This window comes from Chthonomonas sp. (assembly GCF_035294505.1).
Taxonomy (GTDB): domain Bacteria; phylum Armatimonadota; class Chthonomonadetes; order Chthonomonadales; family Chthonomonadaceae; genus Chthonomonas.
In genome coordinates this window covers 1-12611 of sequence record NZ_DATGKU010000253.1, presented here as the reverse complement: position 1 = coordinate 12611, position 12611 = coordinate 1, and the positions used below count along the sequence as shown (strand labels likewise).

General features: G+C 55.6%; 10 protein-coding genes and 1 pseudogene. 5 read left to right on the top strand and 6 right to left on the bottom strand.

The window, feature by feature from the left end; all coding sequences use genetic code 11:
* Window positions 1-28: 28 nt before the first annotated feature.
* The 3 genes from rplM to VKV18_RS15145 are packed head-to-tail and all read left to right on the top strand — an operon-like array spanning window position 29 to window position 1878.
* On the top strand, window positions 29-490 hold the full coding sequence (rplM, locus tag VKV18_RS15155; RefSeq protein WP_324205020.1) for a 50S ribosomal protein L13: 462 nt from the start codon (window positions 29-31) through the stop codon (window positions 488-490).
* A 3-nt stretch (window positions 491-493) separates the two neighbouring features.
* Window positions 494-892 carry a 30S ribosomal protein S9 gene (rpsI, locus tag VKV18_RS15150; protein WP_324205019.1) on the top strand — a complete coding sequence of 133 codons (399 nt, stop codon included), beginning with the start codon at window positions 494-496 and terminating at the stop codon, window positions 890-892.
* 38 nt (window positions 893-930) lie between these two features.
* Window positions 931-1878, top strand: coding sequence for a C40 family peptidase (locus VKV18_RS15145; protein ID WP_324205018.1), 948 nt, complete (start codon window positions 931-933; stop codon window positions 1876-1878).
* A 60-nt stretch (window positions 1879-1938) separates the two neighbouring features.
* Here the strand turns inward: VKV18_RS15145 and VKV18_RS15140 are convergent, their stop codons facing one another.
* The 3 genes from VKV18_RS15140 to nrdR all read right to left on the bottom strand — a co-directional run bounded on the left by VKV18_RS15140 (window position 1939) and on the right by nrdR (window position 5891).
* Window positions 1939-2319 carry a hypothetical protein gene (locus tag VKV18_RS15140; RefSeq protein ID WP_324205017.1) on the bottom strand — a complete coding sequence of 127 codons (381 nt, stop codon included), beginning with the start codon at window positions 2317-2319 and terminating at the stop codon, window positions 1939-1941.
* A 60-nt stretch (window positions 2320-2379) separates the two neighbouring features.
* Window positions 2380-5334, bottom strand: a complete 2955-nt coding sequence (locus tag VKV18_RS15135; RefSeq protein ID WP_345786429.1) for a vitamin B12-dependent ribonucleotide reductase — start codon at window positions 5332-5334, stop codon at window positions 2380-2382.
* Between the two features lie 83 nt (window positions 5335-5417).
* Window positions 5418-5891, bottom strand: a complete 474-nt coding sequence (gene nrdR / locus VKV18_RS15130; protein ID WP_016484188.1) for a transcriptional regulator NrdR — start codon at window positions 5889-5891, stop codon at window positions 5418-5420.
* Window positions 5892-6115: 224 nt separating this feature from the next.
* Here nrdR and VKV18_RS15125 point away from each other — a divergent pair, with 224 nt between their 5' ends.
* The gene (locus VKV18_RS15125; RefSeq protein WP_324205015.1) at window positions 6116-6838 is read left to right on the top strand and encodes a tyrosine-protein phosphatase; all 723 of its coding nucleotides are present in this window, start codon (window positions 6116-6118) and stop codon (window positions 6836-6838) included.
* A 156-nt stretch (window positions 6839-6994) separates the two neighbouring features.
* Complete coding sequence (locus tag VKV18_RS15120; protein WP_324205014.1) at window positions 6995-9589, top strand: bifunctional YncE family protein/alkaline phosphatase family protein; 2595 nt, start codon at window positions 6995-6997, stop codon at window positions 9587-9589.
* Here the strand turns inward: VKV18_RS15120 and VKV18_RS15115 are convergent.
* From VKV18_RS15115 to VKV18_RS15105, 3 genes and pseudogenes are all read right to left on the bottom strand, one after another.
* Complete coding sequence (locus tag VKV18_RS15115; RefSeq protein WP_324205013.1) at window positions 9586-10230, bottom strand: ABC transporter ATP-binding protein; 645 nt, start codon at window positions 10228-10230, stop codon at window positions 9586-9588. The two genes, VKV18_RS15120 and VKV18_RS15115, sit on opposite strands and share 4 nt — an antisense overlap.
* Before the next feature lie 90 nt (window positions 10231-10320).
* A complete protein-coding gene (locus VKV18_RS15110; RefSeq protein WP_324205012.1) occupies window positions 10321-11487 on the bottom strand; it encodes a YeaH/YhbH family protein in 1167 nt (388 codons plus the stop codon).
* A gap of 13 nt (window positions 11488-11500) precedes the next feature.
* Window positions 11501-12611: pseudogene (locus VKV18_RS15105) on the bottom strand (protein prkA); the annotation flags it as partial.

The following is a 12611-nucleotide window of genomic DNA, read 5'->3' as shown; positions in this document are numbered from 1 at the left end:
TTCTTGTGAAGAGTACGGAGAATAGAATATGAGGAAGCATGGAACCTATTTTGCACGCAAAGAAGATGTGGAGGCACAGCGCGTCTGGTATGTGGTAGATGCCACAGGTCGCCCTCTTGGACGCCTGGCCGCAGAGGTCGCGCGCCTTTTACGAGGGAAACATAAGCCCATCTTTACTCCGAATGTGGATACGGGCGACCATGTGATCGTTATCAATGCCGAAAAAGTGGTGTTGACAGGCAGAAAATCACACGAAGTGGTTCGGCACCATTCCGGCTGGCCTGGCGCTCTTAAAGAGATCGAAAGGCGCTTTGAGTTAGAACGGCATCCCGAAGAGGCTATTCGGCGGGTGGTGCGAGGCATGCTTCCGCATAATCGGTTAGGCGATGCCATCATAAAGAAGCTAAAGGTCTATCGTGGGCCGGAGCACCCTCACGCTGCACAAAAACCCGTAGTCTACCAAGGCGATGCTCAAAAGGGAGGAGAGTAGCCCATGGTAACAGAAGCGATACGCTACTATGGTACAGGAAAGCGGAAGAATGCCGTTGCACGAGTGTGGCTTAAACCCGGTTCGGGGAACCTCATCATCAATGGACGCCCTGGTGAGAAGTATCTTGGCCGGCGACTGCTTCTCCATGTGGTTCAACAGCCTTTTGTGTTGACGAACCGAGTGGGGCAGTTCGACGTGATCGCTCGATGCCATGGCGGGGGCATATCCGGTCAGGCAGGGGCCATTCGCCACGGAATCGCTAAGGCGCTTTTAGAAGTAGACCCGGAGTTGCGACCTATTTTAAGGCGAAGTGGGCTGCTTACTCGTGACCCTCGCGTGAAAGAGCGGAAGAAGTATGGGCGCAAGCGTGCACGACGTGGGTTCCAATTCAGCAAGCGCTAATCGTTGAGGCTTGGTTGGTGAAAATGCAGAGATACTGCATGTCACAACAATGGAAAGGGTCGGTAAGAGGAACGCTTCCGTTGCTCTTGCCGGCCTTCATCTCGTTCTGGATTGTAAGGGCTTGCCCTTGTGCCCTCGGCGATGCGACCCTTACTCTGCAGCTGCCGCCGTCGAAGGCGGCTCTGCAAGCCAAAGCCGAGGCAGAACGTGCTGCCCTCGCACGCCAACAAGCCGAGCGGCGAGCAGCGTCGCACAAAGCACAAGCAAGCGCCCCATCGCGTCGCTTGCTCCCCTCACGAGGCTGGTCGCACGGGCGTTACGTGGTGGGCGGCCTGGGAGTCATCGTTCGTCCGAGCGGGATTTACCGCCTTTCTACTTCCCACTCGGCCCAACTATCGCGTGTGGTTCCGGGCACCGATGTGGCCATTATAGACAGCCGTGGTGGGTGGCTTGGCATCCTTATGAGCGACTACTCCACCGGCTGGATACCGGCCGACAGGGTAAAGATTATCCCCGACTATCAGGTGACCTCGGATGCACCGGTAGAGCCGCGCTCAAACGCCTTATTGGGCAGCTATCCTGATATCTATCCCCATACGAACACGCCCTTCTTTCAAGGCAATGCGCAGGAGTTGCTTGCCATAGCCTATAGCTATCTGGGGGTGCCCTACGTTTGGGGTGGGGAAAGCCGCGAAGGGCTAGACTGTTCCGGTTTTGTACAGAAGGTGTTCGGGCAATTAGGCTATCATCTGCCGCGCACGGCAGCAGAGCAGATGGCCATCGGTATTCCCGTGCCTGTTGATCAGTTGCAACCGGGCGACCGCCTCTATTTTGAGCCTTCCTCAACACCGCCCTATGTTCGACACACCGGTATCTACATAGGAAACGGTTACTTCATCCACTCTTCCGTTAGCGGGCACGGTGTGGCGATCAACCGCCTTGATGAAGGGATGTGGCCTCGTATTTTTGTGTGTGCGCGCCGTTAAAAGCCGATTAGGAGAACCCTCTCCGCTTGCTTATAGAGGCTCTGTGTTTCTTCGCCGTGCCTAGCGTGAGACGGTGACAACTTCATTCGATGGCACCTTCTGCGTACCTTGAATGTGCAGAAGGTGAATTCTCGCCCCCGGTTTCCAGATGGGGTTGGGGCTGTTCCAGTAGGCACAGTAGGCTTTGCGGCCGTCAATGGTATCGGTCCAACCATCTTCCCCTTTGCCGTGCAGGAGGACAACACGCGTATAGGGCTGAATGGCCTCATCGGCTTTGAAGATATATATCTCTTGGGCTAGGCGCTCGGGGTCGTTCTGTAGGTAAGCTTCCGAGCAGAGCGCCCATCCTTTAAGGTTCACCGATACGAGACCGCAATTTTGTAGAACGACGTAGCCTCCACGCCCCCTTGTAGAGGGACAGATTTCCACGATTCGCAGCATGTCGCTCTCTCCTTTGCAAGCGCGCCCTAGGTCTATACCTAGGGCGCTGATTGTTTTCAGCTAGGAGCAACCGTAGACAGAGCCACAGTTAAGGCATTTGAAGCAGGCCCCGTTGCGCACCATGAGGCTTCCGCAGTCCACGCAGATAGGGGCATCGGATTGGTTTTGGAACGTCTCCTTTTCGTTCGCGAGCAGAGCTTCCATGGAGGGCGGAGACGATGCAAGCGACGTAGGCCGCTCCACCGTAGACGTCTCCTCGACCCCATTGCCGGACAGAGCCGGCTTCTCCGGTTGCGGCACACGATTGAGAAACTTCATTCCCAGATAGCGGAAGATGTAGTCCGATATGGATTTCGCGATGGGAATATCTGGGTTGTTGGTGTATCCGGCCGGCTCATAGCGTGTATGGGCGAACTTATCCACCAGGGTTTGCAGTGGCACGCCATATTGCAGGGCAAGAGAGACCGCTGTAGCGAAGGAGTCCATAAGCCCGGAGATGGTAGAACCCTCTTTGCTCATGGTAAGGAAGATTTCACCGGGTTGCCCGTCGGGATAAAGCCCCACAGTAAGATAGCCTTCATGGCCTGCGATGCTGAACTTATGAGTGATAGCTTGCCGTTCATCGGGCAGCTTGCGTCGCAGGGGGCGCACGATCACCTTCTCTTTGGGAGCAACCGGTTCGGCAGGCTGGGTAATAGAGGCCTCGACAGGTTTCTCTTCCACCTTCTTGGTGGTCAGAGGCTGGGTGCGTTTGGAGCCATCTCGGTAGATGGCGATGGCCTTCAAACCGAGTTTCCAGCCCTCCATATAGACGCCCATAATATCCTCTGGCGTCGCTTCGTTGGGCATGTTGACCGTTTTGGAGATAGCGCCGGAGATGAAGGGCTGAACGGCGGCCATCATGCGAATGTGCCCCATGTAGTGAATGGAGCGCAAACCATTTGCCGGTTTAAAAGCGCAATCGAAGACGGGGAGGTGCTCCGGTTTGAGATGCGGGGCACCCTCGATGGTATCTTGGCGGTCAATATAGGCAAGAATATCTTCGATCTGCTCTTGGCTATAGCCGAGTTTGCGGAGCGCTTCGGGCACCGTGGTATTGACGATCTTCATAACGCCTCCGCCAACGAGGTTTTTGTACTTCACGATGGCGATATCGGGCTCAATGCCGGTGGTATCGCAGTCCATCATGAAGCCGATAGTGCCTGTTGGCGCCAGCACGGTGGCCTGCGCGTTGCGGTAGCCGTATTGACTTCCGAGGCGAATGCCCTCGTCCCAGCATTCCCGTGCGGCTTCGAGCATTTGAGGGGGTACGTAACGGGCGTCAATATTTTCGACAGCATCGCGGTGCATCTGCATCACTTCAAGGAAAGGTTCGCGGTTTCGCTCGAAGCCGGGGAAGGGCCAACCATGGTCACGGGCGATGATGGCGGATTGTCGGTAGGCTTCGCCGGTCATGATAGCGGTAATGGCAGCCGCATACGCGCGTCCTTCGTCGCTGTCATAGGGCAGCCCTCGCGCCATAAGCAAGGCTCCTAGATTGGCGTAACCAAGCCCAAGCGGACGATAGTCGTGGCTGTTTTCGGCGATACGCTGGGTGGGGTAGGAGGCATTGTCTACGATAATCTCTTGGGCTGTAATCAGGATGCGGCAGGCATGCCGAAAGGCCTCGATGTCGAAATCGCCACTTGGGGTTCGGAACTTCATCAGGTTCAGTGAGGCGAGGTTGCAGGCGCTATCGTTGAGAAACATGTACTCGCTGCAAGGGTTGCTGGCATAGATACGGTCGGTATTTTTGCAAGTATGCCAACGGTTGATGGTGGTATCATACTGAATGCCAGGGTCGCCGCACACCCACGCGCTTTGGGCGATCATGTGCATCAGATCGCGAGCGCGATAGGTATCGGCGATTTTGGTTTTATCGAGGACGAAGCGGGTATGCCACTCTTTGTCCTCTTCAACGGCTTGCATAAACTCATCGGTGACGCGAACGGAGTGGTTCGCGTTTTGGAAATTTACGCTATCGTAGGCTCCGCCGGGCACATTGAACATGCCGCTGTAGCCGGCCTCGATGAGAGCCCAGGCCTTTTTCTCCTCTTTTTCTTTGCACTGAATAAACTCCACGATGTCGGGGTGGTCAATATCGAGAATGACCATCTTGGCAGCTCGGCGGGTTTTGCCGCCGCTTTTAATGGCTCCGGCAAACTGGTCAAACCCTCGCATGAAGGAGACGGGGCCGGAGGCCGTGCCGCCGCCATGCAGCGGTTCACGGGAAGAGCGGATCGTCGAAAAGTTTGTGCCTGTGCCGCTGCCGTATTTGAAAAGCATGCCCTCCGTTTTCGCAAGCGTGAGAATGGATTCCATCGTGTCTTCCACGCTGTTGATAAAACAGGCGGAACACTGTGGTTTCGGTTGGTCGGGCAAGCCCACGTTGAACCACACCGGCGAATTAAAGGAGGCTTTTTGATAGAGGAGGATATGGGTTAGCTCATCTTGGAAGGCTTGAGCGTCCTCTTCTGTAGCGAAGTACTCCATGTTGCGGCCCCAATCGGCGATGGTGTCGGCCACACGTCGGATGAGTTGTCGCACGGAGCGTTCTCGTTGGGGGGTGCCTATATGGCCGCGGAAGTACTTAGAGACCACCACGTTGGTCGCCAATTGCGACCAAAAGGCGGGCACCTCCACATCTTTCTGCTCGAACACCTTTTCGCCGCGTTCATTGGTGATCGTAGCATCGCGCAGTTCCCAATCGCAGGTGGCATACACATCTTCACCGGGGCGGGTAAAGCGACGTTCAATGGTTAGTCCAGGCGCGTTTGGGCCGCGTTTTATGGCAGGTCTGTTCCCATTGCTGTTCCCATTGATGGAAGCGGTTCTCTCTTTCACCACAGCTTGCTCCTTATCGTTGGTGTGGTTTGCAGGACTTTCCGTTACAAGAGGCGTTGCCTCGATGGATTCGGGGCGGATACTTTCCTCTTCTGCTGGCAGTACCGAGTCGATACTTGTCTGATGAGGCATAGGTTCTTGATTATTCAATTTTCTGCTCCTTATACAGCGATATGCAGGGGGCTTCGGGGCAAAGAGGCACCCATGCGGAAGATTCAGCCGGATTTGCGGTTTCCCTGACGTCGAAGCATGTTCACGATCTCGCGAAACTGGGTCGCGTCCTCGAACTGCCGATAGACCGAAGCGAAGCGCACATAGGCTACCTGGTCAAGCGCTTTCAATTTCTCCATTACCATCTCCCCGATTTCGCGTGAGGAGACCTCTTTTTCGAGGCGATTGTAGAGCTTGCGTTCGATATCTTCGGCGGCTTCTTCGAGGGTTTCGGTGCTGATTTTGCGGCCGGTACAGGCAAGCTGCATGCCCCGCACGATCTTACGGCGGTCGAACGGCTCTCGCCGTTTATCGTTTTTGATGACAAAAAGCTGCATCTCTTCGATCTCTTCGAGGGTTGTGAAACGCCTTCCACAGGCCTCACACTCTCGACGTCGTTTAATTGTCGCCCCCTCGTTGATCGCCCGTGTTTCGAGCACGCGATCTTGGTTGAGGGCACCGCAGAACGGACATTTCATCTTCGCTTTGTTTTTGCCGGCGATTGGTAGCTGGCGCCGTTGCTACCTATATGCAGGGACACTCTATAGGATAACACACTATATTTAGTTTGTCAAGGGCCCTTTTGAAGGCATTCCCTTGAATCGTAGGCCGGTTTACGCGCGGGCACCGAGGGGAGCAGGTAATGTTAAATTTTCGTTAAAGGGAACGATAGCGTGTGGGCGGTGGGTATACTAGAAATGTCATGAGTGCCTCATCAACGGAGTTTGTGCCTGCGTCTTCCGCAACGGAACGCGCCCGGCCGAAACGCCGCAAGCGTTTTCTACTGGGGTTTACCCTTGTTTTCCTGCTGCTTGTGGCCCTCCTCTGGTGGATAGGCGTGTTCGGTGGGAATGTGCGTGTGGTTGTGCCGGGACGTGTTTATCGCAGCGCGCAGCTTACCGGTAACAACTACACCGCCGACACCGCCCGTTGGATAGGAGACGATCTAGACGACGTTTTACGTCGTTACCATATCCGCACGGTAATTAACCTCCGTGGGGGAAGCATGTCCAACGACTTCTATCGGCAAGAGATCGCCGATTGCAAACGGCTTGGGGTGGTTCATGTGGATATCCCGATGAGCGCCCACCATCTGCCACCGCCCCAATCGCTACGGCAGTTGCTGGCCGTGTTCGACCATCAGCCCTATCCCATTCTCTTCCACTGTCAGGGAGGGGCCGATCGCTCCGGGCTTGTGGGAGCGCTCTATCTTAACATCTATCAAGGGGTTCCACTTCAAGAGGCGCTTCATCGTCAGCTCACCTGGCGCTATGGCCATTTCGCCTTCACGGCTGCCGGGCGCATGAACGATTTCTTCTCGCTTTATCGGCGCACCGCGCACGGCTTAAGCTTACGGGACTGGATCAATACGGTCTATCCCGCTCTCTACCTAAAGGTCTCCCGCTCCGCCGCTGCATCGTCTTAATCACGGCAGGAGCATGAGACCACCATCACCGGCTACCTAAACTTCCTCTCTTCCTGATGAAGAGGTAAGAGCCAAACACCTAGTCCAAAAGCGCATGGCTCTCTGGTATAGCAGAGAGGTATTGCGCGTTCGATCCCAAAAAACGGAGATGTTGCCATGATCTCAAAAACAAGGCCGAATCTACGAGTTCTTCCCCTCTGTGTTGGTCTTTTCGTCATTTGCTGCGTGGCTATGGGGATTGCACGAGGTCGCAAATCTACGGAAACCCACCAGCTACCTACCGGTCGAACTATTGCGCCGGTTGGGCAACAGGACGATGTGGGCAGTTTCCCGGCCGATATGGCCTTAAGCCCGGATGGGAGATGGTTGGCTGTTACCGACACCGGTTTTCGGCAGTATCTATCCATTATAGATGCGCAGAGCGGACAACGAGTCTCGCAGCTGGCCTTTAACGGTCGAACCAATGGACTTTACTACGGTTTAGCTTGGGCACCTACTCTACAGCAAGACGGCTCGCGCCTGCTCTATGCCTCCTGTGGAGCGCTCGATCGTATCGCAGTGCTTTCGGTGGATGCTTATGGCGTGGTGCACGATACGGGGAGGGTTTTGGAAGACCCCTCCAGTTTACCAAAAGAGGCGGGCAACGCTCGACCGAATTTTGAGGCAGGTATCGCGCTCAGCAGCGATGGCTCGAAACTCTATGTGGCCCACAACGAGAGTAGCCTCTACACAAACTTTAAAGGCTCTGTTAGTGTTCTCGATACGCAAACCGGTAAGCATCTCGGTGAGGTAACTACGGCCGGCTTTCCCTATGCCGTCGTGGCAATAACTGCTGGGCCTAATGCCGATAAGCGACTCTATGTCTCCAGTGAGATGGAAGGGAGCGTCTCCGACATAGATGTGTCCGACCCCGAACATCCAAAGGTGCTGCGCGAGATCGCCATAGGCGACCATCCGATAGCGCTTCTTCTAAACCCCTCACAAGACCGCCTTTTTGTGGCCAACGCCTCTTCCGATTCGATCTCACTGGTGGATACCGACACCGACCGAGTGCTGCAGACGCTGTCGTTGCGCGGTAAAAACGGGCTGCCAGGAATAACGCCTACCGGCCTTGCACTCGATCCGCAGAGTTCGCGCCTTTATGTAAGCTTGGGCGACCTGGATGCGGTGGCTGTAATTCATCTGCAACACAACCATATGGCACTAGCGGGCATGGTTCCGGCCGGCTGGTACCCCACCGCTGTCTGTGTGGCGAACGGCCGGCTGTTTGTTGCCAATGCAAAAGGAAGTGGTGCGCCCGTGCCCAACGGCGAGCCTCAGGGCCCGGATGGCGAATGGGGGCACTACATCGAGAACATTCTTGAGGGAACCGTACAGGTGATGCCTGTTCCCAACGACCGGCAACTAGCAGCCCTTACGCGCAGGGTTGAGGAACTCGATAGCGAGCGCAACCAGCAGCCGTTGCCGCACACGGGCATCAAGCATGTGATCTACATCATCAAGGAAAACAGAACCTACGATCAGGTGTTGGGCGATCTGCCCGAGGGCAACGGCGACCCTAAACTCTGCATTTTCGGGCGGGCGGTAACGCCCAATCAGCACGCTTTGGCGGAGCGGTTTGTGCTGCTCGATAACTTCTATTGCGCCGGTGAGGTCTCTCCAGATGGATGGAACTGGTCTACGGCCGGTATGGCCAACGAGTATGTGGAGCGCAACGTGCCCTATAACTACAGCGGGCGTGGGCGAGACTACGATTTTGAGGGAGAGGTAAACGGCGTTCCGGTACGTCGCATGGGGTTGCCGAATGTGGCGGCTCCGCCGAACGGCTATCTGTGGGACGCTGCCCAACGAGCGCACATCACCTATCGCAACTACGGCTTTTTCGTGAGTTTTGATAACAGCCATACGCCGGACGGTAAGCCGATTTTGAGCATCAATCAACCGGTCGAGCCGGCGTTGGTGAACCATACCGATGTCAACTTCATGCGTTTCGACACCAACTATGCCGATAGCGACGCCTATCGCATCTACAACTGCCCGGCTCCCACGCAACTGCTCGCCTTTGGAGCCAACAAAGCGCCAGACCGCATTGCGGAGTGGAAGCGGGAGTTTGATCAGTTTGTAAAAAACGGCGATCTGCCGGCCTTAGAGATGGTACGCATTATGCGTGACCATACGGCGGGCACGCGCCCCGGAGTCGCCACGCCTGCAGCCATGGTGGCCGATAACGACTACGCTGTAGGCCAGATCGTGGAGACCGTAAGCCATAGCCCCTATTGGAAGAGCACGGCCATCTTCATTGTGGAGGACGACGCGCAGAACGGCTATGACCATGTAGACTGTCACCGATCGACGGCTTATGTGATCAGCCCTTACATCCAAGCCCACAGTGTAGACCATCACTTCTATAACACCGACAGCATTCTGCACACCATTGAGGAGCTTTTGGGGCTAAAACCGATGTGTCTTTACGATGCCATGGCACCCGTCATTCGCGATTTTACGGCACAACCGAACAACAGCGCTCCCTACACGGCCATTCTACCGGCAAAGACCATCATCGCGCAGATCAACCGGCGTACGGCCTACGGGGCACGAGAGAGCGAACGAATGGACTTTAGCCATGCCGATTGCGCCCCACCGGATGAGCTAAACGCCATTATCTGGCGTTCGGTAAAGGGAGCAAAGGCGCCTTTGCCTCCGGTGCGTCATTCGCTTGCGATAGCCTTCCGGCGCGATGACGACGATTAGCCATAAACAAGGCGGCCGATTCGGAGAAGCGTATGTGCCCAACGCTCTTCCGCCGGCTCATTGGTAGCAATGAGCACAAGGCCGCCTTGTGGACGTTGGCACTGATCGGTAATTATCTGCTTTACCATGCTAACCCCGTCGCTATCGAGGTTGGCGGTCGGTTCGTCTAAGAGAAGGACAGGGGGGTTGCTGCTGAGGGCCAAAGCGTACTTCAGCCGCTGCCGCATGCCCGATGAGTAGTTGGCCACCAAATCGCTTCCACGTCCCAGCAGCCCTACCCTCCCAAGCAGCCGCTTAAGCTGTTCCTGCGAGAGTTTCATGCCGCGCAACTCGGCAAAAAAGCACAGGTTCTCCACTCCGGTCAGTTCATGATAGAGCCTGAGATCGGGCGCAACATAGCCGATAAAGGCGCGGCGTGCTAAAGCATCTAAGGGCTGTCCGGCGATCTCGAAGCGAACCTCTCCTTGGGTGGGTGTAAGAAGGCCGGCAACGATGCGCAGGAGCGTGCTTTTGCCGGCGCCGTTGGGGCCACAGATGGCTCCCACCTGCCCGCTTATTAGCTCTAGATGAACCTTTTCGAATACGAGGCGTGTTCCGAAGTGGTGTCCTAGGTTAGATAGCACAATGCGAATGGGAACCATCCCTTTTGCCGCTCTCTAGAAAATAGAGGGAAAAGGGGATAAGCTTGCTCCTCTTTCCCTCTAAAGTGTTCCTTGCCGCCATCGGCATCGCTATGCGGCCGATTGCACCTCCGGATATTTTCGGAAGAACTTTTTCAGCGCCGGCCAAACGTCCTCTTTAGAATTGATCTTTACCGTACACACGCGCGGTTCATTGGCAAAGGCCTCTTGAATAGCTTGTCCCAGCGGAGCAAAGGAGGTGGACTGATTCCAAACGTCGCTGGCGATCTCGCCATAGCCCACAAGGTTGCAGATAGCCACCATTTTGCGAATCTCTTCCACACACTCTTGGTCGCCCCAGTTATAGCCATCGGTGAAGAGGAAGGGGTAGATGTTCCATTCGCGCGGGTTATAGCGTTGCTCGATGATCTGTTGTGCCAGTTTATAGGCCTCGCTCATACGGGTACCGCCCGAATCGCCCAGGGTAAAGAAGGCGTGTTCGTCCACCTCTTTCGCTTCCGTGTGGCAGGTAATAAAGACGATTTCGGCGCTGGCATATTTACGTCGCAGAAACCGCAACATCCAGAAGTAGAACGAGCGGCAGATGTAGGCCTCGAACTCCCCCATTGATCCGGAGACGTCGCGCATGGCGAAGATCACAGCGTTGCGCTGAGGCTGGGTGGTGATCTCCCAGTTTTTGAATCGCAGGTCCTCTTCGCGAATTTTCCAACCGGGTTTGCCGAGCTTCGCGTTGCGTTTGTAGGCTTCCAGGAGGGTGCGCTTGCGATCGAGATTACCGCGCAACCCCTTCCGCGAGACCGTGTTGAAGTCAATAACGTCTGAAGGAACCTGTTTCACGCCGCGCTCTTCGAGGTTCGGGAGGTGGAGGTCTTCAAACACGAGGTCGGTTAGCTCCTCTAGGGTAAGTTCGGCTTCATAGAAATCCACTCCTGGCTCTTGGCCGGCCTGTTTCCCTCCGCCCGCCCCTTGCCCAGAGGAGGGCGCTCTGCCGAGAATGTCTCCGGGCTTGGTGTTGCCGGGGCCTTGCCCCACGCGCTCGCGATCGCCGTCGTCAAAGCGCAGTCGGGGCAGCTCCAGGCCCCGGATAGGGATTTTGATGATCTTGCCTTGGTCTGCCGTGATAATGTCCTGTTGACTGATGATCCCGCCCAGGTTTTTGCGGATCACCTCTTTGACTTTCTCGTTATGGCGCTGCCGGTCGCGCTCGGCGCGTCGGTGGAGATCCCAGGCATCGTCACTAAGAGAAAAGTTCGGCATGGTAGGCTCCTTTTCAGCGATTCAGCAGCGTTCCGACATAGCGGAGCAGGTCGTTAGCCGATTCGGGCGTATAGCCTTGCTCGCGGCACATGCGCTCCACCACCTCGTTCACCTTCTTAAGCTGTTCGGCATCCGGCGTTTTTGTGCCGGTAGTAATCTTTACAACATTTTTGAGGTCTGCAAACAGCTTCTTCTCGATGGCCTCGCGGAGGCGTTCGTCGGAGGATACGGTGAAGGTAAGCCCGCGTCTCGCCAGCGAGCCAACCGAGCGCATAATGCCCTCTCGGAACTCTCGCTTCTGGTTTTCAGAGATATTGATCTGCTCTTCTATCGAGCGCATCAGCGCCTCGTCCGGGTCAATATCTTCTCCGGTTACCGGATGCTTCACCTTCTCGTGATTGCAGTAGGCTTCGACGTTATCAATGTAGTTATCGAGAAGGGTTTTAGCCGATTCCTCGTAGGAGTAGACGAAGGCGCGTTGCACCTCTTTTTTGGCATATTCATCGAACTCTTTACGCACCTCATCAATGAAACCGAGCAGCTTTTTGCGCTCTTCTTCGTTGTTGGTGTATTCGGTAATGCCGTCGCGTAGGGCACGCAGCATATCAATGGGGGTAACGTAGTTCTTGCCGCCCCGCACGAGAGCTGCCGAGATGCGGTTGATAATGAAGCGAGGCGACACCCCCGTCATGCCCTCGTCAAGGTACTCTTCGCGCAGCTCTTTCACGTGGCGCTGATCCCAATCGCCAACTTTCTCGCCATCGTAGAGTTTCATCTTGGTCATCAGGCTGATGCCGGCGCGTTTGGAGGGCTTAAGCCGTGTAAGGATGGCGAACATGGCGGCCACACGCAGGGTATAAGGAGCGATATGGACGCGGGCGAGGTTTAGCTCGGAACCGGGGCTACGGTCGCTCATATCGGACTGACTGATAAGTTTTTCATAGATGCGCACCTCATCGCTAACGCGCAGATTGTAAGGCACTTTCACAACGAAGATGCGGTCTATCATCGCCTCGTTCTCTTTATTGGAGAAGTAAGAGTTGTACTCGTACTCGTTGGTGTGGGCGATGACGGCCACATCGCAGTAGATGAGTGCAAAGCGACTCGCCTTAATGGTCTGCTCT

What these genes read in the sequence shown, in the direction of transcription:
- rplM (WP_324205020.1), top strand. Translation starts at nt 29, where the DNA reads ATGAGGAAGCATGGAACCTATTTTGCACGCAAAGAAGATGTGGAGGCA.
- rpsI (WP_324205019.1), top strand. Translation starts at nt 494, where the DNA reads ATGGTAACAGAAGCGATACGCTACTATGGTACAGGAAAGCGGAAGAAT.
- VKV18_RS15145 (WP_324205018.1), top strand. Translation starts at nt 931, where the DNA reads ATGTCACAACAATGGAAAGGGTCGGTAAGAGGAACGCTTCCGTTGCTC.
- VKV18_RS15140 (WP_324205017.1), bottom strand. Translation starts at nt 2,319, where the DNA reads ATGCTGCGAATCGTGGAAATCTGTCCCTCTACAAGGGGGCGTGGAGGC.
- VKV18_RS15135 (WP_345786429.1), bottom strand. Translation starts at nt 5,334, where the DNA reads ATGCCTCATCAGACAAGTATCGACTCGGTACTGCCAGCAGAAGAGGAA.
- nrdR (WP_016484188.1), bottom strand. Translation starts at nt 5,891, where the DNA reads ATGAAATGTCCGTTCTGCGGTGCCCTCAACCAAGATCGCGTGCTCGAA.
- VKV18_RS15125 (WP_324205015.1), top strand. Translation starts at nt 6,116, where the DNA reads ATGAGTGCCTCATCAACGGAGTTTGTGCCTGCGTCTTCCGCAACGGAA.
- VKV18_RS15120 (WP_324205014.1), top strand. Translation starts at nt 6,995, where the DNA reads ATGATCTCAAAAACAAGGCCGAATCTACGAGTTCTTCCCCTCTGTGTT.
- VKV18_RS15115 (WP_324205013.1), bottom strand. Translation starts at nt 10,230, where the DNA reads ATGGTTCCCATTCGCATTGTGCTATCTAACCTAGGACACCACTTCGGA.
- VKV18_RS15110 (WP_324205012.1), bottom strand. Translation starts at nt 11,487, where the DNA reads ATGCCGAACTTTTCTCTTAGTGACGATGCCTGGGATCTCCACCGACGC.